The sequence below is a fragment of the Phytohabitans aurantiacus genome, assembly GCF_027923225.1.
Lineage (GTDB): Bacteria > Actinomycetota > Actinomycetes > Mycobacteriales > Micromonosporaceae > Phytohabitans > Phytohabitans aurantiacus.
The window spans coordinates 23,409-46,865 of sequence record NZ_BSDI01000023.1 but is presented as its reverse complement, the minus strand read 5'-3'; the positions used below and the strand labels follow the sequence as shown (position 1 = coordinate 46,865).

Annotated in this window: 19 protein-coding genes; 9 read left to right on the top strand and 10 right to left on the bottom strand. The window is 69.6% G+C overall.

Going from position 1 to position 23,457, the window contains the following annotated elements; translation table 11 throughout:
- Positions 1-79: 79 nt before the first annotated feature.
- Positions 80-448: a hypothetical protein gene (locus QMG73_RS23385; protein ID WP_281899009.1), complete on the bottom strand. Its 369-nt coding sequence runs from the start codon at positions 446-448 to the stop codon at positions 80-82.
- 236 nt (positions 449-684) lie between these two features.
- Here QMG73_RS23385 and QMG73_RS23380 point away from each other — a divergent pair, with 236 nt between their 5' ends.
- Genes QMG73_RS23380 through QMG73_RS23360 form a run of 5 tightly spaced genes read left to right on the top strand, consistent with a single transcriptional unit; the run spans position 685 to position 6,749 of the window.
- Positions 685-1,314 (top strand): GtrA family protein, encoded by a 630-nt coding sequence (locus QMG73_RS23380; RefSeq protein WP_281899007.1) that lies wholly within the window; start codon positions 685-687, stop codon positions 1,312-1,314.
- A 16-nt stretch (positions 1,315-1,330) separates the two neighbouring features.
- Positions 1,331-3,259 (top strand): putative bifunctional diguanylate cyclase/phosphodiesterase, encoded by a 1,929-nt coding sequence (locus QMG73_RS23375; protein ID WP_281899005.1) that lies wholly within the window; start codon positions 1,331-1,333, stop codon positions 3,257-3,259.
- 27 nt (positions 3,260-3,286) lie between these two features.
- On the top strand, positions 3,287-4,435 hold the full coding sequence (locus QMG73_RS23370) for a substrate-binding domain-containing protein (protein ID WP_281899003.1): 1,149 nt from the start codon (positions 3,287-3,289) through the stop codon (positions 4,433-4,435).
- Between the two features lie 20 nt (positions 4,436-4,455).
- Complete coding sequence (locus QMG73_RS23365; protein WP_281899001.1) at positions 4,456-4,980, top strand: GAF domain-containing protein; 525 nt, start codon at positions 4,456-4,458, stop codon at positions 4,978-4,980.
- 29 nt (positions 4,981-5,009) lie between these two features.
- Positions 5,010-6,749: a putative bifunctional diguanylate cyclase/phosphodiesterase gene (locus QMG73_RS23360; RefSeq protein WP_281898999.1), complete on the top strand. Its 1,740-nt coding sequence runs from the start codon at positions 5,010-5,012 to the stop codon at positions 6,747-6,749.
- A gap of 4 nt (positions 6,750-6,753) precedes the next feature.
- On the opposite strand, the gene QMG73_RS23355 is transcribed toward QMG73_RS23360, so the two are convergent.
- Positions 6,754-9,753 (bottom strand): tetratricopeptide repeat protein, encoded by a 3,000-nt coding sequence (locus QMG73_RS23355; RefSeq protein ID WP_281898997.1) that lies wholly within the window; start codon positions 9,751-9,753, stop codon positions 6,754-6,756.
- 207 nt (positions 9,754-9,960) lie between these two features.
- Between QMG73_RS23355 and QMG73_RS23350 the strand changes: the two genes are divergently transcribed.
- Entirely contained in the window at positions 9,961-10,770 is an 810-nt protein-coding gene (locus tag QMG73_RS23350; RefSeq protein ID WP_281898995.1) for a hypothetical protein, read from the top strand.
- 70 nt (positions 10,771-10,840) lie between these two features.
- On the opposite strand, the gene QMG73_RS23345 is transcribed toward QMG73_RS23350, so the two are convergent.
- The 3 genes from QMG73_RS23345 to QMG73_RS23335 form a co-directional block, all read right to left on the bottom strand.
- Positions 10,841-11,413, bottom strand: coding sequence for a hypothetical protein (locus QMG73_RS23345; RefSeq protein WP_281898993.1), 573 nt, complete (start codon positions 11,411-11,413; stop codon positions 10,841-10,843).
- A gap of 56 nt (positions 11,414-11,469) precedes the next feature.
- Positions 11,470-12,951 carry an alpha-L-fucosidase gene (locus QMG73_RS23340; RefSeq protein WP_281898991.1) on the bottom strand — a complete coding sequence of 494 codons (1,482 nt, stop codon included), beginning with the start codon at positions 12,949-12,951 and terminating at the stop codon, positions 11,470-11,472.
- A 240-nt stretch (positions 12,952-13,191) separates the two neighbouring features.
- On the bottom strand, positions 13,192-15,177 hold the full coding sequence (locus QMG73_RS23335) for an alpha-L-fucosidase (RefSeq protein WP_281898989.1): 1,986 nt from the start codon (positions 15,175-15,177) through the stop codon (positions 13,192-13,194).
- 172 nt (positions 15,178-15,349) lie between these two features.
- Here QMG73_RS23335 and QMG73_RS23330 point away from each other — a divergent pair, with 172 nt between their 5' ends.
- Complete coding sequence (locus tag QMG73_RS23330; protein ID WP_281898987.1) at positions 15,350-16,039, top strand: FadR/GntR family transcriptional regulator; 690 nt, start codon at positions 15,350-15,352, stop codon at positions 16,037-16,039.
- Between the two features lie 83 nt (positions 16,040-16,122).
- Positions 16,123-16,482, top strand: coding sequence for an STAS domain-containing protein (locus QMG73_RS23325; protein WP_281898986.1), 360 nt, complete (start codon positions 16,123-16,125; stop codon positions 16,480-16,482).
- Here QMG73_RS23325 and QMG73_RS23320 read toward each other — a convergent pair.
- Both QMG73_RS23320 and QMG73_RS23315 read right to left on the bottom strand, forming a co-directional pair.
- A complete protein-coding gene (locus tag QMG73_RS23320; RefSeq protein ID WP_281898985.1) occupies positions 16,472-17,845 on the bottom strand; it encodes a glycoside hydrolase family 43 protein in 1,374 nt (457 codons plus the stop codon). The genes QMG73_RS23325 and QMG73_RS23320 overlap by 11 nt on opposite strands.
- A gap of 13 nt (positions 17,846-17,858) precedes the next feature.
- On the bottom strand, positions 17,859-19,244 hold the full coding sequence (locus QMG73_RS23315) for a glycoside hydrolase family 43 protein (RefSeq protein ID WP_281898984.1): 1,386 nt from the start codon (positions 19,242-19,244) through the stop codon (positions 17,859-17,861).
- 141 nt (positions 19,245-19,385) lie between these two features.
- Here QMG73_RS23315 and QMG73_RS23310 point away from each other — a divergent pair, with 141 nt between their 5' ends.
- The gene (locus QMG73_RS23310) at positions 19,386-20,426 is read left to right on the top strand and encodes a LacI family DNA-binding transcriptional regulator (protein ID WP_281898982.1); all 1,041 of its coding nucleotides are present in this window, start codon (positions 19,386-19,388) and stop codon (positions 20,424-20,426) included.
- 10 nt (positions 20,427-20,436) lie between these two features.
- Here the strand turns inward: QMG73_RS23310 and QMG73_RS23305 are convergent, their stop codons facing one another.
- Genes QMG73_RS23305 through QMG73_RS23295 form a run of 3 tightly spaced genes read right to left on the bottom strand, consistent with a single transcriptional unit; the run spans position 20,437 to position 23,431 of the window.
- Positions 20,437-21,357: an AraC family transcriptional regulator gene (locus QMG73_RS23305; RefSeq protein ID WP_281898980.1), complete on the bottom strand. Its 921-nt coding sequence runs from the start codon at positions 21,355-21,357 to the stop codon at positions 20,437-20,439.
- A complete protein-coding gene (locus tag QMG73_RS23300) occupies positions 21,354-22,301 on the bottom strand; it encodes a DUF6807 domain-containing protein (protein ID WP_281898979.1) in 948 nt (315 codons plus the stop codon). The genes QMG73_RS23305 and QMG73_RS23300 overlap by 4 nt, the downstream gene beginning before the upstream one ends.
- Positions 22,298-23,431 (bottom strand): Gfo/Idh/MocA family protein, encoded by a 1,134-nt coding sequence (locus QMG73_RS23295; protein WP_281898978.1) that lies wholly within the window; start codon positions 23,429-23,431, stop codon positions 22,298-22,300. Before QMG73_RS23295 ends, QMG73_RS23300 begins: the two co-directional genes overlap by 4 nt.
- Between the last annotated feature and the right edge of the window lie 26 nt (positions 23,432-23,457).

Sequence of the window (23,457 nt, the reverse complement as noted above, 5' to 3'; positions counted from 1 at the left end):
GCTGTTGGCCAGAAAGAGCGAAACCCCCGCGTCCGGGTTCCCTCCAGCGCACCGCGCCAGTCCAGCACCGCTGCCTGTATCAACCGCCGCAGCTTGCCCGCGGCGGACCGGGCTGCCGGGTCCTCACCTTCGGCGAGCGCGTCCACGGCCTCGCGCAGCTCCTCGCCGGAGTCCGGGTCTTCCGCATTCCACGGGTCCTGGTCCAGGGGCCGAGGTCTGCCCGCAGGTCGTAGTCGAGCCGCCCGCCAAAGCTGCTCCGCCACAGGGCCACCAGCGGCATGGGTAGCGTCCCGGCGCACCGCTCGCCCACGGCCGCGAGGGTCGCGTCGTCGATCCCTGGCTGGGCATCCAGCACGACCCGGCCGGCGAACACGGCCAGACCGGCTTCGGACAGGACGCCGAGCTCGGCGGCGCTGAGTGGTTCGTCTTCGGCGCTCCGGGCGGTCACCCGGCGCAGCATATGGGTTCGGCGACACCCGCCGTCAGCCCGCCGTAGCCTTCACCTCTAGTCCAATGCAACGGTCCAGACCGGCTTTCGTTGCTTTAGCACATCACCGTTGCAATGAAATCCTGGTCTTGAGCTGGGCATATTCAGAGGCAACGCAACAAGCTCGTTGCCCAATCCTTGAACGCAACGTAGCCTTTCCAGCATCGGAAACACGAACTGATCTGGAAGGAACGCCCGTGACCTCGCTGCTTTCACCGGAGCCCGCCATGGCGTCCGCGCCACGGGCAGCGGGTCGCGGTGCGATCGCCTCGTTTGCCAGGTTCGTGATCTTCGGCGGTGGCCTCGGGCTCGCCTCCAGCGCCGCGGTGCCGCTGCTCGCCGCGCTCATGCCCTGGGCGGTCGCGAACGCGCTGATCACCGTCGCGTCGACCGTGCTGGGCACCGAACTGCACGCGCGGTTCACCTTCGGCACCGGGAGGTTCGCGGGATGGCGCCAGCACATCCAGTCAGCCAGCTCGGCCGGCGCCGCCTACCTGGTGACCTCGGCCGCGATTCTCATCCTGCACGTGGTGCAGCCGGCCGCCGGCACGCTCCGGGAGCAGGTCGTCTACATCGCCGCCTCCGGGCTCGCCGGGATCGGGCGTTTCCTGGTGTTGCGGCTGTTCGTATTCGCCCGAGGCGGCACGCCGGCAGCCGACGTCCGTCGCGCGTGCGAGGGCCCCACCAAGGCCCGGTCGACCGCGGGCCGGGCTCCTCGCCGCCAACGAGCGCACTCCGGGCCGCGGAGCGCGTCGCTGAGCACCGGTCACGCGCCGCAATATTCGGGCAAACGGCATGAAACGTTAGCTCTTATCAAACCCCAATAAGTCGTACTGTTTGCATGTGGGATCTGCCGCCTTGCCGGAACCACGGGCCCTGACGTCGTGGCGGGTCCTGGTGGCGGTGGTCGCGTTGGTGATCTTGACGGTGGCCGCCGCCACGCTGGCCGTACGTGCGCAGATCCGGTCCCGGGCCCTGCAGAACGCGGTACACGGTGTGGAGATCGTCAGCTCGCTCGTCATCGATCAGAGCTTGACGCTGACGGACATCACGCACGGAACGAACCCGATCAACGCCGCCGCGCTGAACGCCGATGTGATCATGCTCAAGCGCCGCGGCGAGGTGGTCAACCTGTCGATCTGGTCCCTCGCGACCTCGCAGCTCGTGTACAGCGATGTCGAGCCGAGCGCGATCGAGGCGCCGCCACCGGATGTCATGGCACGGGCCCGGAAGGGCGACGCGTTCGCGGTGACCGACAAGGAAGCGGCCACAGACACCGTCATCGTCTACCACCCGTACGACGCCAACGGCGACGGCACCATGGACGCCGTCGCCGAGGTGATGCTGCCGCGCGACCGGGTCGACGGACCGGTGGCGCACTCCATGAACCTCGTCTACGCCAGCGGTGCGCTCGTGCTCCTGCTCGCGCTGGCCGGCATCCTCCAGGTCCGCCGGCACCAGCTGCGCCAGGATCACGCCGCTGTGCACGACGCCCTGACCGGCCTCGGCAACCGCCTGTTGCTGCGCCGCGTCGCGCCGCCCACGCTGGCCCGCGCCACACCGGAGCGGCCGGCCGCACTCCTGCTCATCGACCTGGACAACTTCAAACCGGTCAACGACGCCCTGGGGCACGCCGCCGGTGACGAGTTGCTGGTGGCCGCTGCCGACCTGATCCGGGAGGCGAGCGGTCCGGCGGGTGTCGTGGTCAGGTTCGGTGGGGACGAGTTCGCCGTACTCCTGGGGCCGCTGTCCGGCCGTGGCGTGGCGCGCGACGTGGCGAACGAGATCCGGAAACGCATACGCCAGCCGCTGATGGTCGCGGGGAGCGAGCTGGAGGTGGGCGCCAGCGTCGGCATGGCGTGGGCGCCGACCGACGGTGCGGAACTGAGCGACCTGTTGAGCAGGGCCGACAAGGCGATGTACTACGCCAAGTACTCCGGCAGCGGGGTGGCCGAGTATGCCGCGACACCCGAGACGTCGCCACCGGACCCGCGGGTCACCACGCTGTCGCAGCTCGGCCGGGCGCTGGCCGGGCACGAACTGGAGCTGTTCTACCAACCCGTCCGCGGTGCGGACGCCGCCGTGAAATCCGTCGAGGCCCTGCCCCGGTGGCACCACCCGCAGCGCGGACTGCTCGAAGCCGGCATGTTCATCCCGGCCGTGGCGCACACATCCGTGGCGACGGCGTTGACGACGTGGGTGCTGCGGCAGGCCGCCCGGCAGGTCGCCGAGTGGCGCGCCGACGGCGTACAGGTCAGCGTGTCGGTCAACGTATCGGCGCGCACGCTGTACAACGACGCGCTGCCGGACGTGATCCGCACCGTCGCGGCCGAGTACGGCCTGCCGCTGTCCGCGCTCGAACTGGAGGTGGCCGAGGCGATCCTGGTACGCGAATCGGCGCGGGCCATCCCGGCGATGCTCCGCCTGCGCGACGCCGGCGTGGGCTTCTGCGTGGACAAGTTCGGCGCCGAATACGGTGCGGTGTCGGTGCTGGCGGAGGCCCCGATACAGCGGGTGAAGATCGACCAGAGGTTCACCGGAACCGCCGTGGAGTTCCCGCTCGCCAGAGCGATCGTCGGCGGCTGGATACGGGTCGCGCACCAGCTGGGTCTGACGGTCGTCGCGCAGGGTGTCGAGACCCCCGAAGCGTCGCGGTGCCTGGTCGACCTCGGCTGCGACGAGATGCAGGGGTTCGGGATCGGCCGCCCCATGCCGGCGGCGGAGCTGACCAGGTGGCTCGCGCGACCCAGCGCGCACGCCGGTCCCGGATAGTCGGCGGCTGCTGTGGAGGAGGCGGACATGCGGATGACCCGGGCTCGACTGGCCCGCGCCGTCATCGCCGTTGCCGTCGCGGCGCTGACCGGCTGCACCAGCGGCTCCGGCGGCGATGCGTCACCGCCGTCCGCGGCTGGCGACGGGGCGGCGTGCCCGGAAGCGTTCGCCGACGCGAAGGCGGCCGTCGCCGCGGCCGAGGGGACCATGGTCCCGTGGACCGGCCCGACCACCGGCCCGACCGCTCCGACCGGAAAGACCGTCGTGTTCATCGCGCAGACAATGACCAACCCCGGCGTCGCGGGCGTGGCCAAGGGAGCCGTCGAGGCCGCTCACGCGGCCGGATGGGACCTGCATCTGATCGACGGGCAAGGTTCGACCGCTGGAATCCAGAGCGCGTTCACGCACGCTCTGGCCCTGGATCCGGACGGGATCGTCATCGGAGGGTTCGACCCCAACGTCGCGCTGCTCCAGCTGCGGGAGGCGAACGCCCGAGGTGTACCGGTGGTCGGTTGGCACGCGGTCGGCTCCCCCGGGCCCAGCGAGAACCCGAAACTGTTCACCAATGTCACCACGCAGGTCGCCGACGTCGCGCGGATCAGCGCTCAGTGGATCATCAGCCACTCCGGCGGAACCGCGGGCGTGGTCATCGTCACCGACGCGTCGATCCCGTTCGCCAAACACAAGTCCGAACTGATCGGCGCCGCGCTCCGGGAATGCCGCGGAGTACGAATACTGTCCATTGAGGACATCCCGATCCCGGAAGGTAACACGCGTACGCCGCGACACGTCTCATCGCTGATCGAGCGCTTCGGCGACGCGTGGACGCATTCCGTGGCCATCAACGATCTCTACTTCGCCGACGCGGCGCCCGCACTACGCAAGGCCGGCAAGGAGGGAGGCGGTCCTCCGTACAACATCGGGGCGGGCGACGGTGATCCGGTGGCGTTCGACCGGATCCGCGGCCGGCAGTACGAAGCGGCCACCGTACCGGAACCGTTGCTGGCACAGGGCTGGCAGGTCATCGACGAGCTGAACCGGGCGATCGGGAAGCAACCGAGTAGCGGTTTCGTCCCGCCGGTCCACCTGACGACCACCGCCAACGTGGGAGCCGCGACGTACTGGGAACCAGACAACGACTACCGGAACAGGTACATGGCGATCTGGGGCAGATGAAGGAAGGTAAGGACGTTGACATGAGTGCCAAAGCGGAAGCTTCAGTTGGTTGGGCGATAGCGATGCTGGATGGCGCCCAAACCGTCCAAGAGGTTCAGGTCATCCTGAAGACGAGTGCTCGCGCGGCTGTGCAGGCTCAAGGCGCGACGGTGGTGGAGCTCGACGGCGACCAGTGCCACTACTCCGACGAAGACGCGGTGAGCCCGTTGTGGAAGGGCGAGCGGTTTCCGGTCACCTCGTGCATCAGCGGATGGGCCATGCTGCACCGGGAAACCGTCGTCATCCCCGACACGTCGCTCGACGAGCGCGTCCCGCAGGACGCGTACCGGCCGACGTTCGTGCGAAGTCTCGTCATGGTGCCCATCATGGTCGGCGACGGGTATCCGGTCGGCGCGGTGGGCGCGTACTGGTCGTACCCGCATCGCGCCGCTGACCGCGAGGTCGCGGTGCTGGAGGCCCTCGCCGAGGCCGCGGGGCGTGCGTTGCGGCGGATCCTCACCTTGCCCGAGCACCCGGCGAGGGCGGGCCGAGTCCGCACCGGGTAGCCGGCCGCGCGCGAAAGGGGTGCGGGCCCGTGGGTGCCACGTCCATCCTTCTCACCGTGGTCACCACCGCCGTGATCGTGGCGGCGGCGACCTGGTTCCTCGCGCGGCGGCAGCTCACCGCGGTCGGGCGGAGCACCAGCCCCTATGAGCTCGGCGCCCAGATCGGGCCGACCGCCGACGCCGTTCTCATCGTCGACGACGGCAACCGGATCCGGTACGCGAGCCCATCCGCTCGCGCGGTCTTCGGCACGACGGTGCTCGACGACATCCCGTTGCCCGATCTGGTCGATCGAGCCGAGCGGCGAACAGCCGAGTACCTCTTGAACCACGCTCGCGCCGGCGACCCGCACGCGCCGCCGCGGTTGAGTCGCGCCGACTGGACGATCCACGCCCGGGACGGCCGCAAGGTGCACGTCGAGGCGTCCTGCCGCCCGCTGCCGCTCGCGAGCGGATTCAGCGGGCTGGTCGTCAGCCTGCGGGATGTCACCGCGCAGCGCGATCTCGAGCGGGAACTGACAAGGCAGCGGTTTCACGACCCGCTCACGGGTCTACCCAACCGGCAGCGCTTCTACGAACGCGTCGGCCACGCCATCGCGACAGAGGCTGATCCCGTGGGCGTGCTGCTCGTGGACCTCGATGGCTTCCGTGCCATCAATGACGGTCTCGGGCAGGCCGCTGGCGACGCCGTCCTGACAGCGGTGGGCCGTCGCATCAGCGAAACCGTCGGGCGCGACGGTGTCGCGGCACGTCTCGGCGACGACGAATTCGCGGTCCTGATCCGCGATGTCACGGCGAACCCGCCGGATCGGGTGGCGGCCCGGGTGGCCGGCGCGCTGGCACATCCGATCGACCTCGACGGCGGCCCGGTGTCCTGCAGCGCCAGCATCGGGGTCGCCACGTCCGCCGGCGCGAGCAGCGCAGCGGAGTTGCTACAGCACGCCGACCACGCGCTCGTCGCGGCGAAGGCGGGCGGCCTCGGGCGATGGCGCGCCTACGACCCGTCGATGGCCAGCGCCCTGACGGATCGGATAGCGCTGGGCGGAGCCACCAAGGACGGATCGCTCACATTGGACTATCAGCCGATCGCCGCGTTGAGCACCGGCCACATCGCCGGTTTCGAAGCTTTGCTGCGCTGGCGGCATCCGACCCGCGGGCGGCTGAGCCCGGACGAGTTCATCGGCATCGCCGAAGAGTCCGGCCTGATCGTGCCGATCGGCGATTGGGTACTCGCGACCGCGGCCCGATCGGCCCGGCGCTGGACGGCCGCGGCGGGGGCGGACGCGCCGTACGTCAGCGTCAACGTGTCGCCGCGGCAGTTCCAGCCGGCGGGGTTCGTCGACACCGTCCACGGTGTGCTCGCCACGACCGGCCTGCCACCGCACCGGCTCGTCCTGGAGGTGACCGAGAGCTCGCTCCTCCGCGACGACGACAAGGCGTGGGACGACCTGCAGTCCCTGCGCGTCCTCGGCGTGCGGATCGCGATCGACGACTTCGGCACCGGCTACTCGGCCCTGAGCTATCTGCGCCACGCTCCACTCGACATCCTGAAGCTGGATCGGCTCTTCATCAGCCAGCTGGCCACCTCGGCGCGCCAGCGTGACCTGGTGGCGGGGATCGTGCGCCTCGCGCGCAGTCTCGACCTCGACGTCGTTGCCGAGGGCATCGAGACCCCGCAGCAGCGCGACATCTCGGCCGAGATCGGTTGCGGGTACGGCCAGGGATACCTCATCGGCAGGCCGGTACTCGATCCGGGAACGCACGCCGGGTAACCCGTCACTCCCCGCGGAGCCTGGCGTACAGCGCCGTGGTTTCCGGGCCGGGTGTGGTCCCGATGCCGGTGCCGAGCAGCTCGACCAGATCCTGGTACTGCCGGATGGCGCGCGCCCGGTTGCCGAGGGCGATATGGCAGCGCATCAGGCCGCGATGGGCGGCCTCCAGGAACGGGTCGTGCGCCACCAACCGGGCGAACGTCTCCGCCGCGTCGGCGTACCGGCGGTCCTGCCCCTGCCGGTGGCCCAGCGTGAGCATCACCTGCTCGTGTCGCCGGCGCAGCCGCTCGCGCGGGGCGTCCGCCCAGCCGCCCACGACCACGTCGGTGAGGAAGTCGCCGGGATAGCGGCTCGCCGCCGCGTCGAGCGCCGCGATCGTGCCGGTGGCCAACCCCTGCTCGGCCGCGCGCTCGTACTCGTCGACGTCGTACCAGACCCCCTGCGCGCGGTCGATGAGGTAGCCGCCGTCGACGAAGCGCACCCACCGCTGGCCGCCCAGTGCCCGGCGCAGATGCTTCATCCCGGTGTGGAAGCTGTTGCGCAGCTCCTTCGCGGAGGCGTCTGGCCACAGCGCCAGACCGACCTCGGCTTTGGTCGCGCCGGGCCTGGTCAGCAGGTAATAGAAGAGTTCGCGCGGTTTGCCGTACGTCCAGTCCTCGGCACCCACGACGCGGCCGGCCACCTCCACGCGCGCCCGTCCCAGTGCGGTGACCCGCAGCCCGGAAGGCGCGGCCGGCGCCACCCGCGCGGGCGCGCGCAAAAGGTTGTCGGCCGCCGCCACCGCCTCCGCGACCGCCTGGTCGAAGGGCATCGCTCGCACGGCCACCACCGCGCTCTCCACTTCGGACGGTCCGGCCGCGGCCTCGATCGCGCGGCGCCGCCGCTCGTGCTCGTCGCGGTCGCACGGCGGTACCGGTGAACCGATGGCGGTGCGCAGCTCCGTCGCCGCGGCGAACAGGCGCGCCGCGGTTCGGGCGTCCGGCCCGAGGGCCAGCTCGCCGGCCAGCTCCTCCAGGACGCTGGCGGTCCGGCAGCGGTCGCCCAGTTCGTAGTGCGCGATGAGGCTGCCGCGCAGCAGGCGGACCGCCGTGGGGTGGTCGGCGCCGGCGGCCGCGAGCAGCCCCAGGTGCTCCATCGACCACGCCGTACCCTCGCGGGAGCCGAGCCGCTCGGACCGCTCGAGGCTCTCCCGCAGCAGCAGCCGGGCCGCCGCGTGATCGCCTTGGCGGTACGTGATCGCGCCGAGGTCGACAAGGGCGCCGACGATGCCCTCACCGTCGCCGAGGTCGCGAAACCGGCGCAGGGCTTCGCTGGTGAGCTGGTGGGCCCGCGGGTAGTCGGCCTCCAGCCAGGCCGTGAAGCCTAGCGACTTGAGCGAGCGGGCGATGCCGGCCGGGTCGTCGAGCCGGCGCCACGTCGCGAGGCACTCCTCGTGCCGGGCTCGCGCGGCCGCGTACCGCCCCTGCTCCCGGGCGATGCTGCCGAGCACGTGCAGAGCCGACGCGACGACCCGGGGCTCCTCGGCCGGGTCGTAGAGGTCCAGTGCCTGGCGCAGTCGCGCCGCCGCCCGGTCGTACTCGCACAGCAGGAATTCGAGCATGCCCAGCCCGAGCAGCACCTTGGCGTGTACCGCCGGCGGTGTACCGCTGTCGACCGCCGCGACCGCGGCCTGGAGCCACTCCCGGCCCTCCGCGTAGTTGCCCCGGACCCGGCAGTACCGGCCGAGCGCGGCGGCGAGGCGGACGCCGAGTGGCGGGTCGTGCCGCCGGGCCCAGGCCAGCGCGGCCCGCAGGTTGTCCTGATCGCGGTACAGCCGGTCGAGCCAGAGCGCCTGGTCGTCGGTGGCCAGCTGGGCGTCGGCCCGCTCCGCGACCTGCAGGTACCAGGCCGCGTGCCGCCTGGCGGCATCGGGCCCGCCCGGACCGAGCCGCTGCTCCGCGTACTGCCGGACGACGTCCAGCAGCCGGTACCGCTCGTCGCCCTCGCTGTGCACCTGTACCAGCGACTTCTCGACGAGCCGGGCGAGCACGCCGAACACCTGATCGCCGAACGCCTGATCACGGCCGGCCGGCGCGGCGACCGCCTCGGCCGCCTCCGCGGTGAAGCCGCCCCGGAACACCGACAGCGTGGCGAAGAGCTCCCGCTCCGGCGGTGAGAGCAGGTCGTAGCTCCAGTTCAGGGTCGCCCGCATCGTCTGGTGTCGCGGTGAGGCGTCCCGCATGCCCGCCACCAGAAGGCTGAAGGCGTCGTCGAGCCGGTCGACGACCTGCCGGAGTGGCAGGACACGCAACCGGGCCGCGGCGAGTTCCAGCGCCAGTGGCATCCCGTCGAGCCAGCGGCAGAGCTGGGCGATCGTCCCGGCGTTGCGGTCGGTGACGTCGAACGTCGGGTGGACCAGGCGCGCGCGATCCACGAACAGCTGCACCGCTTCGCTGCCGGCCAGATCGCTGGCGGACACCGCCGCCCCGGCGGTGGGCAGCGACAGCCCGCCGACCGCCCAGGTCGTCTCGCCCGCGACGGCGAGCGGCTCGCGGCTGGTGGCCAGCACCCGTAGCTGGGGACAGGCCCGCAGCAGGCGTCCGACCAGCCCGGCGACCGCGTCGATCAGGTGCTCGCAGTTGTCGAGCACGAGCAGGGCCGCCCGCTCGTGGAAGTGGCGTACGAGCGCGCGGTCCGGTGCCAGTTTCAGCGCGTCGGTCACTCCAACGGCGGTCGCGACGGTCTGCGCCAGCAATGCCGGGTCGTCGAGTTCGGCGAGCTCCACCCAGGACAGTTGCGGCTGGCTGGCGCGCAGGCGGTCGCACACGGCGTGGGCCAGCCTGGTCTTGCCGCCGCCGCCCGGCCCGGTCAGGGTCACCAGCCGTGCTTCGTCCAGTCGCCGGGTCAGGGCGGCGACCTCGTTGACCCGGCCGACGAAGCGGGTGAGCGGCACGGCCGCGCCCAGGCCGACCGCGTCACCCTCACGCTCCGATGGCCGGCGGACTGCTTGCAGGACTGGAGACACGATTCCTCAGCATCGATGCGGGCAGCGCGCGAGGTCAATTGAATTGTCGGTTTCTCGCCGCCACGTATCAGGCCCTGACCAGTGTCTTCAGCGTTTCCCCCCGCGGCACCCCGCATCTCACCCCGCACCCCTGGCGGACGCTTTACCGGCCTGGACAGTCCGGGCACGTCCAACACGGGCACGTCCTACTTCGGGGGGAACATCCTCATGCGACAGAACACCCGGGTACTCCGCCGGCGCCTCCTCGGGCTGGCGGCCGCCACCGCGGCGGCCGCGTCGGTCGGAGTCGTGGCGCTGGCGCCGCCGGCGTCCGCCGCGGTCACCAAGATCGAGGGTACGGCCGCCGACGCCGCCGGGCTCGCGACGACCGTCAACCTGTACCGCACCCTGCTCGGTGACCCCAACAACGGCAGCGCCCTGGGAAGCCAGCCCGCTGGTCGCCGCGAGATCAACTGGGACGGTACGCCGGACGCGCAGTCCGCGCCCAACGCGCTGCCGCGCGACTTCTTCAACACGACCGCCCCGCGTGGTGTGGTCTTCTCCAGCAGCAACAACCGGTTCCAGGTCAGCGCGGACAGCGCCAACCCGACCAACACGCCGGTGCGCTTCGGGAACCTGAACCCGCAGTACCCGAACATCTTCGGCACGTTCAGCCCCGAGCGGCTCTTCACGCCGGTCGGTACCAACCAGATGCGGATCAACTTCTTCCAGCCCGGCAGCAACTGGCCGGCGACGGTCAAGGGGTTCGGTGCGGTCTTCACCGACGTCGACCTGGCCAACAGCACGAAGATCGAGCTGTACGACCAGTGGGGTGGACTGATCTGGTGGCAGCACGTGCCGCGGGGTCAGCAGGCCAACAAGAGCCTGTCGTTCCTCGGCGTGAAGACCGATGCCGACATCTACGAGGTCCGGATCACCACCGGGAACAGGCCGCTCAGCGCGACCAACAACGACGGGGGTAGCTGGGATGTCGTCGTGATGGACGACTTCCTCTACGCGGAGCCGCAGCCGCTCTGAGCCCGTCGCTGTCTAGATCACGGCCCTCCCGCCGATCGCGGCGGGAGGGCCGTGCTGCCAATTTCAGGCGCTAGCCGAACGAGTTGACGACCACGGACTTGGTGTCCACCGCCGGGTCGCCGGATTGGTCGTGCGGCACGCCGACGTACACCGTGCCGGTGCACCTGTCCTTGCCGTCGGAGACGGTGAAGGAGATGCGGTAGACCCGGCCGTCGCCGGTGCCGCTGCGTTCCGCGCGGAGCTGGACCTGGTCGGTGCGACCGGCCACCACCGCAGCGTCAGGCGCCGTGTCGCCGTCGCCGAGGCCGTCGAGCGGCTCGTCCTGGGTGACGCCGGTGATGGTGAGGGTGGTCTTGTCTCCGTCCGGGTCGGTGGCGCCGGTGAGGGTGACCGCCACGAACTTGTGGTTCGGCGGCCAGAGCGAGTCCGGGCTGACGGTCACCGCGGAGCAGACGGGTGGATGGTTCGGCGGCTTCGTCGGTGACGGTGAAGGCTTCGTCGGTGAGGGCGAGGGCGATGTGCCGGTGTTGGGGGTTCCCGTGGCCGCGGCCGCACCCACCTGGGTGAAGACGGCGGCCACGAGGGCGGTGCCGGCGATGATGAGGGCCGGGCGCCGCCACCGAGGGTGGCGTGACAGCTCCATGTGGGCAGGCTAGTGACAGAGATAGATCGGCTTCAATTACACGATCGCGTGACGCGTCAGACTGGGCGAACGTCCAGGTCGGGGATCTGGCCAGAGAACGAGAGCTTGAGCACGTACGCGTCGGCGGCGAACGGCGCGGCCTCGGGCAGCGTCACGTGCAGCCCAGCCGCGTCCTGTGTCGGGGTGGGCAGGTTGAGATACGTGCCGGCCGCCGAGCTCAGCAGCCGCACCGACGCCAGCGAATCGAGGTTGATCCGGCCCGCGCGGAGCGTCGTGATCGTCAGCGAGCTGCCCGGCCATCCCAACACCGTCGCGTACAGGGCGGTGTTCGCCTTCTCGCGGGTGAACCGGATGTCGCGGGCCGTACCGGCCTCCGGAGCGATGAACGAGCCGCCACCCATCTTCGTCGGCCCCTCGCCGTACACGGTCCAGGCCCGGGTCGAGTAGATCGACTCGCCGAAGCGCCGCAGGTAGTCGCCGATGCCGAGCAGGATGTCCTTCTGCGCCTGGGGAATCGTGCCGTCCGCCATGGGCGCGATGTTGAGCAGCATGTTGCCGTTCTTGCTGACCCGGTCGATCAGCGAGTGCAGCATCTGCGGGAGCGTGTAGTAGCCGATGCCCTCGGTGTAGCACCAGCTGGAACTGGAGATGCTGTCGTCGGTGAGCCAGTACGGGGCGGTGATGTCGGCCGGGCCGCCGCGCTCGTAGTCGTAGACCTCGCCCTTGTCGTTGAACCCGTCCTTGTAGGTGGCGACGACCTCCGCGCCCCACGTCTCGGCCTGGTTGTAGTAGTACGCCAGGAACTTGAGCCGTTGCCTCTCGTCGACCGCGTCCAGCTTGAAGTCCTGCCAGATGATGTCGGGGCGCGCGCGGTCGATGACCTCCTTGAGCCGCTCGTACCACAGCCGGTCCTGCCGCGCCCGTTCCAGCTGCCCGTACAGCTTTCGCAGGGTCGGCGTCGACTGGGCCGGGACGTGTTCGAAGAAGCCGTTGTAGTGGTACGCGTGGTGCATCGCGACGAGCAGCTTCAGGTTCTTGGCGCGGATCGCGGTGGTGAACAGCCGCAGCAGGTCCAGGCCCGGGCCCTTGGCGACGGAGTTCCACTCGTTGACGTCACTGTCCCACATCGAGTAGCCGTCGTGGTGCTCCGCCACCGGACCGGCGAACCTGGCGCCGGCGTCGACGAACAGCTGCGCCCACTCGTCGGGGTCGAAGTTGCCGCCGGCCGACGTCAGCCTCGGCGCGAACTCCACGTCGTTGCCCGCCAGGTCCGGCGCGCCGTCGATGAAGTGGTGGTACGGCCACTCCGAGGGGTCGCCGTAGGTCGCCACGTGGTGCGTGCGTGCGGCATGGCCGTCGATGTGCATGTGCCGCGGGTACCACTCGCTGTCGTAGGCCGGCACGCTGAACACGCCCCAGTGGAAGTAGATGCCGAACTTCGCGTCCTGGAACCACTCCGGAGCCGGCAGGTGCCGGTCGACCGAGCGCCAGGACGGCCGGTAGGTGAGTTCGGCCGCCCGAGCACTGTTACGAGCCATGGGATGGATTTATAGCCGCTAGATCCATCTGTGTCCAGCGCCTGCCGGGATTCGCCAGGTGAACACGGAGTTCGCGCTACCAAGATCACACATGGAGCCATGGACACATGGGATGACTGCGGTGACATGTCACAAGATCAAGATCGGGCTTTGAGCTACCGCGACGCTCGTCGCGGTGCGGACCGCTGCTCCCGCGGCCTCACCCTGCGCGGTTCACGATCGACCCGCCGGGTGCCCCGTTCAGACAGCGGTGATCGTCCATTGGAGGTTGGTGCTGGAGTCGGGCGTCCATAGCTTGACGGTCGAGCCGGCGGTGGCCACTCCCCCGCTGTCCAGGCAGGTGCCGGTGCCGCGGTTGACGATCTGGTACCGGCCGTTGCCGACGCTGGTGAGCCGCCACTGCTGGTTGTTGCCGCCGTTCCACGCGGCCTGGATGGCGCTGGCACCGTTCGCGCTGTTGCCGCCGCTGTCGGCGACCATGCCGTTGGTGCGGTTGACCAGGCGGTGGTAGCCGGTGCCCAGGTCGACCAGCTGCCAGTGCAGGTTGGTGCTGCCGTCGTAGTTCCACTGCTTGAGCACCGAGCCGGAGGCGACGTTACCGCCGCTGTCCAGCACGAGCCCCGTCGCGACGTTGGTGATCCGGGACCAGCCGGTCGGTGTGCTGCCGCCGCCCAGCGTCGGGATCGGGCCGGAGAAGGTCAGCTTCACCACGTACGCGGGCGCGCTGTATGGGGCGGTGGCCGGCATGGTGAGGCGCAGGCCGGCGCCGTCCTGGACGCGGTTCGGCAGGTCGATGTACGAGCCCGCGGCCGAGCCGAGCAGCTGCGCCGAGGTGAGCGTGCTGAGGTTGATCCGGTTCGCGCTCAGCGTGGTGATGTTCAGGGTGCCGCCCGGCCAGCCGAGCACGGTGGCGTACAGGACGCGGTTGTCCTTGCTCCGCGTGAACCGGATGTCCCGGTTGGTGCCCGGTCGAGGCGTGACGAACGAGCCGCCGCCCATCTGTGTCGGGCCCTCGCCGTACGCCGCCCACGCCCGCGTCGCGTAGATGGACTCGCCGAAGCGGCGCAGGTAGTCACCGATGCCCAGCAGGATCGTGCGCTGCCCGGCGGGGATGGTGCCGTCGGCCATCGGCGCGATGTTGAGCAGCATGTTGCCGTTCTTGCTGACCCGGTCGATCAGGGAGTGCAGCATCGCGCCCAGCGAGTAGTAGCCGATGCCCACGGTGTAGCACCAGCTGGAGCTGGAGATGCTGTCGTCGGTGAGCCAGTACGGGCTCTGGATGCCGGCCGGGCCGCCGCGCTCGAAGTCGTAGACCGACCCCCGGTTGTTAAGCCCGTCCTTGTAGGTGGTGACGACGTCCTTGTTCCAGGCGACCGCCTGGTTGAAGTAGTACGCCAGGAACTGCAGCCGCCGGGACTCGTCGATCCGGGGCAGGTTGAAGTCTTGCCAGACGATGTCGGGCTGGTAGCCGTCGATGACCTCCTTGAGCTTGTCGTACCACAGTTGCTGCTGCTCGCCGGCGCTGAGCTGGCCGTACAGCTTCCGCAGGCTGGCGGTGGGCTGTGCCGGCACCCGCTCGTAGAAGCCGGTGAAGTTGAACGCGTGGTGCAGCGACACGATCAGCTTCAGGCCGCGGGCGCGGATCGCGTCGGCGTGCAGGCGCAGCAGGTCCAGCCGTGGCCCGGTGGCCACCGAGTTCCACTCGTTGACCCGGCTGTTCCACATCGAGTAGCCGTCGTGGTGCTCGGCCACCGGCCCGGCGAACCTGGCACCGGCGTCGGCGAACAGCTGCGCCCACTCGGCCGGGTCGAAGTTGCCGCCGGCCGACCGCAGCCGCGGCGCGAACTGCGTGAACCGGCCGGACCTGTCGTTCGCCCCGAGGATGAAGTTGTGGTACGGCCACGCCGACGGCTCCCCGTAGACGCTGCGATGATGGTTGTTCTCGTTCGACCCCGCGAAGTACATGTTTCGCGGATACCACTCGTTGGCGTACGCCGGGACGCTGAACACTCCCCAGTGGAAGTAGATGCCAAACTTGGCGTCCTGGAACCATTCCGGCGCCGGCGGGTGTTGGTCCACAGAGGACCAGGTGGGCGTGTAGCTGCTCGGGCCCTCGGTGGCGTAGGCCGGGCTGAACCTCACCAGGCCGCTGGCCGCGGCGGCCCCGGTCAGCCCGGCGGCGGCGATGAGCCTGCGGCGCGTAAACGGAGACTGTGACGAGGACATCGTGGAGATCCTCTCGGCAGAATTCGGTGCATCCGGCACCAGTCATCACACGTTAAGTTCCGAATCGGCATTAGTCAATGTCTCTGACGTGCACCTACGGTGACCTACCTGACCGCAGAGTAAGAAGACATCAGATGTATCCGCCGACGGGATCATCTAGGACCATGGGTGCATGTCTCGCACCGACGAAGTGATCAACAGCATCAAGCGGATGATCCTTGAAGGCGCCTTCCGGCCCGGCGACCGGCTGCCCGTCGAGAAGGACCTCGCCGAGTCCCTGGGTGTCTCGCGCGGCTCGCTGCGGGAAGGCATCTCCGCGCTGTCGATCCTGGGCGTCGTCAACACCCGGCAAGGCGACGGCACATACGTCACCGACCTCGACGTGGGCCAACTGCTTGCCCCGCTTGGCTTCGTCGTCGACCTCGAAGGCCGCGGCGACGCCCGACACGTCCACGCCGTACGCCGCCTACTGGAGTGCGAGGCCGCCCGCCTGGCTGCCGGCAGGATCACCGACAGCGCGCTCGCCGAGGCCCGCGCCCTGCTCGACGAGGCGACCAGAATCATGAGCCAGGCACCGCAGGACCACGAGCGCATCATCGAGATCGACATCCAGTTCCACCGCATCATCGCCGCGCACACCGGCAACCCGGTACTGGTAGGGCTCATCGAGGCGTTCGCGGGCCGGACGGTGCGCGGCCGGTTGTGGCGGAGCCTGCACGAAGAAGGCGCCGACCGGCGCACCCACGAGGAGCACCTGGCCATCTGGAAGGCGCTGGCCGCGCACGACCCGGAGCGCGCCCGGATCCGGATGGCCAACCATCTGATCGGCGTCGAGGAGTCACTGGCCGGCCCGCCTTCGTGAAGGGGTTTGGCAAAACTTTCGCGGATGTCGAGAAAGTTCGGACCGCGTTGCCAACCAAAAAGTCCCGCTATATCTTGATTGTCATGGATTTCTCGTGCCGGGTAGAGGTGTGCCAGGACGGCCTACACCTGATCGCCTCCGGCCAGCTCGACGACCGGAGCGGCGACGCCCTCTACCAGGCGATACGCGCGGTGCTCACCGGCTGCCCAGATGTCCTAGTCATCGACCTGACCGAGGTCGACCACGTCTCGGCCGAAGGCGCCGCGGCACTTGTCGACGCCACGCACAGTGCCATCGCCGTCTGCGTGAGCGTGGTCCTCCGGACCAGCCCCGCGGTGCGGCAGCGACTTGCCATGCTCGGTGACTCCGATCTGGACGGACCGGAGACCGGTGCGGAGACCCGGATTTCCGCACCGGCCACCCCCGGTCGGGTCAGGCGGTGACGTTGAACTGCCACCAGTTGAGGTTGAACAGATAGCCGCTACCGCCAGCGAACCGGAGATACAGGTCGTGCGTGCCGGTCGCGCCGGCCACCGGGCATGAGACGCTGGCCCAGGTCTGCCAGCCACGCGTACCCGAAACGGTGCACGTACCCACTACCGCCCCGCTGGCGCTGCCCAGTCGCAGCTCGATGCGCCCACCGCTGGCCGCCGAGGCGACCCGTGCGGTGAAGGATCTGGCGCCATTGCCGAACGCGACGCCTTTGACCTTGATGTAGTCGCCGTTGTTGACCCAGCCGACGTTCATGCCGCCTTCGGTGGAGGGTTCGGTCTCCACACCGGACTCCCAGGCGATCGTCTCCGCCTCCTGGCGCACGTACGGGTTCAAGGTGCCGATCTGCGGCGCCCCCGCGGTCGTCATGTTGATCGTCGGTATCGTGCCGTTGGCGTTGTAACTAAACTTCTCCACCGCCACCGACCGGGTGAAGCCACCACCACCCGGTAGCGCGCCGTTGTGGTAGAAGAAATACGACCCACCGGCGAAGTCCACGATCCCCGCGTGATTGGTGAAGCTACCGCCCTGCCTGGGCATGACCGTGCCCCGATACGTCCACGGACCGGTCGGACCCGGAGCCGTCGAATACGCGATGAACTCCGAACAACACTCCGCGGCGAAGACGTTGTAATACAAGCCGTTGCGCTTGAACACCCACGGCGCTTCCTCATACAGCGTGGGGCGGCTCGGGTTGCCGCTGCGGGTGCCGAATCCAGCGGTCGTCAACGGGATCCGGGTCGCGCTGCCCGAAAACGAGACCATGTCCGGGTTCAACCGCACATACCACAGGTTCGGATTACCCCAGTACAGATACGCCTGCCCGTCGTCGTCGATGAACGCCGCCGGATCGATCTCCCCGTTCTCCACCAACGGACGACCCAACGCATCCCGGAACGGCCCCGTCGGACTACTCGAAACACCAACCCCGATCGCCATCCGACCCGTCGACCGGTTCTTCACCGGCACATACCAATAGAACTGGCCATTCCGGTAGATCGTGTGACCCGCCCACGCATCCGCACTCGCCCAACTGAACGTGCCCAGGCTCATCGGAGACCCGTGATCGGTCCAGTTCACCATGTCAGCCGACGACCACACCCGCCACTCACGCATCGTGAAGTACGTCGAGCCATCCTCATCATGCCCCGTATACAGGTACACCCGACCGTTGTGCACCAACGGCGCCGGATCCGCCGTATAAATCGTCTGCACTATCGGGTTGTCGGCCCGTGCGGGAGCGGCGGCCAGTGCGGCCACGCACATCATGCTGGCGACGCACGCGACGGCTCGCCTCACGAATGGCTTTCTCACGACTGTCTTCCCCCTACGACGTGACGCGGAAGGTGGCGCTCTGCCGGTCATTCACGCTGGAGCTGGCGCTGAGCGGGTCGATGCGCAGCAGATTGTTGGCGTGCCGCACATACCGGTCGGGGAAGTTGTACGAGCGGAACGAGTTCCACGTCGCGTCCGCCAGGCCGGCCGTGCGGTAGAAGGTGGCGTCGGCGCGGAAGATCGCCGAACCGTCGTTGGGGTCGAGCCGGAGCGCGTAGTTGTAGTGGCGCAGGTACCGGCCGGGCACGCTGACCGACTCGAACGAAACGCCTGCGGAGTCCGCGAGGCCGGGCACCATCCGCCACAGCTGGTCCCGGTACGGATCGAACGGGTACGGGTCGATCCGGGCGACGTTGTTGCTCTGGCGCACGAAGTAGTCGGGCAGGTTGGACGACTTCAGCCGCACCCAGTTCGGCGTGCCCCAGCGGGCGACCATCCCGTCGTACTCGGCGTCGGTGATACCGAGGATCGAGCCGTGCTTGGCGTTCAGCGGTGGCGTGTAGTCCCGCTGGTTCATGGCGGTCCACGAGTTGGCGCCGACGTTGGTGGTGGACCAGATGTAGTAGTCGGCGTTGACCGGGCTGAACGAGTCACCCCACAGCCGCCAGCCGTTGCCCTCGTTGTTCTTCACCAGCAGCGGCGCCTCGATGGCGTTGCCCATGCGCAGACCCGACGTGTAGGTGGTGAAGCTGTTCGGCGCACCGGTGGACGAGCGGGCGCCGTAGAGGAGCCCGTTCGAGAGGTTCTTGTAATACAGGTACGTGGTGCCGCCGTCGACCACGATGTCGCCGTCGAGGACGCCGAAACCGGGGCTGAAGAACACCTGTGGCGCGGTGACGCTGACGAAGTCGGTCGTGTAGTTGACCATGAACACGTCACCGCCGCTGTTGCACGAGTACACGATGCCGTACTGGCTCCGCGCGGCGTCCCAGAAGACGGTGGGCGCCCAGGTGTGCGCGTTGAACGTGTGCATCCGGATCCGGCGGTAGCCGGTGAGGCTCGTCAGGTTCGTCGAGTCCCACACGTGCAGGTACTGGCTGTTCTGGCCGAAGTTCGTGCCCTTGAGATCCGTGGCGATCACGATGAAGGTGCCGTCCAGCTTGCGGAACACGAACGGGTCCCGCAGGCCCATCTGTCCGGCCGTTGGCGTCGCCACGGGGTTGTTCTGGTTGAGCGGCGTCCAGTTCAGACCGTCCCGGCTGACCGCCAGGTGCAGCCCGTAGTCCGCACCCTGGAACTGCGGTGTCTCGGTGAAGTACGCCATGACGTAGGCGGTGTTCGCCGCCCATGCGGCACCGGGCAGGCCCGCCACCGACAGCGCGGAGAGCGCGCCCGAGGCGGCGACGGCCTTGACGAGTGCACGTCGGCTGAGAAGCACGATAGTGACCTTTCTAGCCATTGTTAGCGTTAACGCACATCGCTTACATGGACTGTCGCCGATATATACGACGGTCGTCAAGATGTGGCGGCAATGTTTCGCGAAAGTAGAGCTAGGTTCGGATAGCTATAGACTCCGGTCGTGATCGAGGAGGGCCCGCCGCATCCCCGCCGCAAGGCGCGCCGCGGCGACATCCCCATCGCGACGATCGCCGAGCTCGCGGGGGTATCGCCTCCGACGGTATCGAAGGTGATCAACGGGCGTCCCGGCGTGGGGCGGCGGACCCGCGAGCGCGTCGAGGCCCTGCTGCGCGACCACGGATACCGCCGGCCGCCGCCGGGCGGTACCACGCAGGTTCTGGAGGTCGTCTTCGAGTGGATGCTGGGGTCGATCGCGATCGAGGTCCTGCGTGGCGTCGACGAGGTCGCCAGCGCGCACGGCTGCACCGTCGGCTTCACCGATGTGCGGCGCCACGTCCTGTCGGGCGTTTCGTGGGTGGCACCGCTGATAGCGCGAAGGCCGACCGGCGTCATCACCGTGTCCGCGGTCGTCGACGCGAAGCACAGTGAGGAACTGGCGGCGAGCGGTATCCCCATGGTGGCCATCGACCCGCTGGGCGGCCTGTTCGACACGCCCACCGTCGGTTCGAGCAACTGGAGCGGCGCGTTGGCCGCCACCCGGCACCTGCTCGAACTCGGCCACCGGCGGCTCGGCCTGCTCACCGGTCCGGTCAGGGATCTGTCGTCACGGGCGCGGCGCGACGGGTTCCGGGCGGCTGTGGACCACGCCGGTATCCCCTTCGACGACAGCCTCGAACGCCAAGGGGTGTTCACGTTCGAGAGCGGCCGGGATCTGGCGGCGGACCTGCTGGCGTCGCCCGACCGTCCCACGGCCATCGTGTGCGGCGACGACCTGCAGGCCATGGGCGTCTACGAGGCGGCGCGCCGCGCCGGCCTGCGGATCCCCGACGACCTGAGCGTGGTGGGTTTCGACGACATCGACCAGTCGGCGCGGCTCGCGCCGCGCCTGACCACGGTGCGTCAGCCGTTCGCCGAGATGGGCGGCACTGCGGCGAGACTCGCGCTGGCGCTCGCCAGCGGGCAGGCGCTGGCGCAGAACAGGTACGAGCTCGACACGCACCTCGTCATCCGGGACAGCACCGGGTCCCCACCGCGCTCGTGACGGGCTGCCGTCACGCGCGACCACCGTGCGCGCGCCGGAACTCGCCCGGCGTGGTGCCGACATGGCGGGCGAAAAACTTGCCGAAGTTGGTCGCCTCGGTGAAGCCGAGCCGGTGCCCGATCGACGCGACCGGCGTGTTCGTGTGTGCCAGCAGGCGCTGGGCCTCCAAGGCGACCCGCTCGTCGATGACCTGCTTGGTTGGCTTTCCGGTAGCGGCCAGGCAGGCGCGCGTGAGGGTCTTGACGGTGTAGCCCAGCCGTCCGGCGTAGTCCTCGGCGCGCCGGGTGCTCTGGTACGAGCGTTCGAGCTCGGCGCGAAACATTGTGTAGATCTCCCCGCCGGCGCGCGGATCGCCCGGCTCCCGATCGAGGGGCAGCCGGTCGACCTGCAACAGCAGCGTGGCGAGCAAGGACTGGAGGATCTCGGGCGAGACAGCGTCCGGTTGTCGGGCGTACTCGGCGCGGATCTGGTGGAGCAGGGTGGTCACCATGGCGTACTGGTCACCGGTGCCCAGTTGCCAGCGGACCGGCCCGTACCACTGGTTGGCCAGCCGCTCCACCGTGCCGTACCGAGGCAGGAACGCCGCGGTGAACAGCAGATGCGTGCCATTGGACGCGCCGGCGAGGTCGAAGCGCTGGACCTGGTCGGGGCGGACCCACAGCAGGGTCCCGGGGCCGTACGGGTAGGTGGTGAAGTCGACCATTCGCTGGCCGGTGCCCTCGGTGACCAGGGTGAGAGTGTGGAAGTCGAGCCGGTGCAGCCCGCCGGGATCGCGACCGCGCATCCGGTCGTGCAGCGTCGCCAGCTCGATGACCTCGAAGCCGGGCACCCGGTCGTCCGGCGCGTGGAAACCGAGGCGTGGGATCGCGACCGCATGTCCTCGCTTGACCATGATCGGTTCGCAGCGTACCCGGTCGGACAGGGTGCTCACGGGACGGAGATCGGGTCGGCGCGGCGGGTACGCCGCAGGGCCGCCGCCGCTTGCCCGGCCAGGCTCTCGAGCCGGTCGGCGTCGGCGGCGCCGCCGGCGACCACGAAGGCGTACCGCAGGTCGAGGCGGTCGCCCTCAGGCATGGGGTGCGCGGTGTCGAAGAACGGCGCGGGGCCCAGGCAGGCGAACGGCGTCGAGCGGGCGAACCACGGCACCGGGTGGCGCAGGTTGTCCGGGTCGTCGACAAACAGGACGCTGGACCAGCGCGCCGAGCCGTCGTGCTGCCCGACGAACGCCGCCCACGGTGCGCGCGAGCCCATCACCGCGGTCTCGCCGCGCAGTCCGCCACCGGCCTCGACCCGGCCGCCCTCGAACGAGCGCGGGCCGCGCCAGAACAGGCCCCCGTACCCGGCGTTCTCGCGCCCTTCCGTGGTGGGCGACCCGATGGTGATCGTCGCTCCGGACACGTTGAGCAGGCTCGTCTCGAACACGAGCACCCACGCCGAGGTGTCCAGCAGGCCGGCGACGAGGCGGCGGCCCTCGACGATCACCCGGTCGCCCCGCTGGGTCAGCCAGGTCAGGTGGTGGCGGATCGCCACGTCGGCATCGCCGAGGTCGACCGCGGCGGCGTCGTCATGCCGCATCGAGCCGTTGTTGTCGAGCCACTGGTAGCCCCGGCCGCGCACGAACGTGGGGCCGCCCCAGAAGTTGTGCGGACCCAGGTGCGGCAGCGACAGCGCCAGCCCCTTGTGCCAGACGTGGTCCCAGGGCCGGTACACGCTGACGACGTCGCCGGCCAGCGAGCGAATCGGGTGCAGGTAGGGCCGAGGCGACTCGACCTGCGGGTCGGACGCGGCGTAGGTGTACCGGAACAGCTCCATCTGGCCGGCCCGCACCGACATCGCCGAGCCCGCCTCGTGCACGACGTCGAACCGGTGACTCATGCCGCCGCCACCTCCGGGTGCCGGTCCTGCGGGCGGCCTCCCATGTGGACGGTGAACGGGCTCGTGGTGCCCAGTTCTCCGCGGCGCACAGGGCGTCTCGTGAACGCCGACGCGTATATCGCCGCTACGAGTTCCATTGTCAGCCGCGCTTCGGCCAGCGTGACCGGAGGCGGCGCCCCGGCGTCCAGCGCGTCGTAGACGGCCCGGAACTGCGCGGCGTGGCCGCTGGCGTTGCCCTCACCGCCGCTGTCCCACTGGGGTGGCACGCGATGGCCGGGTGCCGGGGTGAGTGTCCAGTCGGTGTCGTCATAGCCGTACAGGTGCTCGACCTCGACCGTGGCCCGCTCGAAGTCGACCCGCACGTAGGAGGTCTCGCGCGGTGACACCACGGAGTTCGCCACGGTGGCCATGGCGCCGTTGTCGAATCGCACCAGCGCCATCGAGACGTCCTCGGTCTCCGTCGGTCGCGCCAGGGTGCCCACGATCGCCGTCACCTCGCTCCATCCACCTAGGACCGACAGCAACAGGTCGAACTGGTGGATGCCGTGGCCCATCGTTGGACCGCCGCCCTCCATCTGCCACGAGCCCCGCCACGGCACGGCGAAGTAGGCGTCGTCGCGGAACCAGTACGTGTTCGCGGCCGCGACCAGGGGCCGGCCAAGCGCGCCCGCGGCGACCAGATCGCGCAGGCGTGCCGCCGCCGAGCCGAACCGGTGCTGGAACACGCACGCCGCCCGTACGCCGGACTCCCGTTCCAGCGCCACCAGTTCGTCAAGCTCGGTCAACGACATCGTCGGGGGTTTCTCGATCACCGGCACCACGCCCGCGCGCAGGCACGCCGCGGCGAGCGCCGCGTGTGACCGCGGCGGCGTGCAGATGTGCACCACGTCGGGTGGTGCGTGCGCCAGAGTGTCCGCGAGCGAGGCGTACGTGTCGGCGATGCCGCAGCGCTGTGCGAACTGCCTGGCCAGTGGCGTGTCGACGTCGATCGCGGCGACGAGCCGCACCCGGTCGCCGAGCTCGCGGAGCGCGGCGGCATGGGTGTGCGCGATCCCGCCGGTGCCGACGATCGCGACCCGGTGCGGGCCGCCGCCGGTGCCGCCGCGCTCGGGTGGTGGGGTGCGGAGCATAGGCGAGCCCTTCGACGTGGGAACGG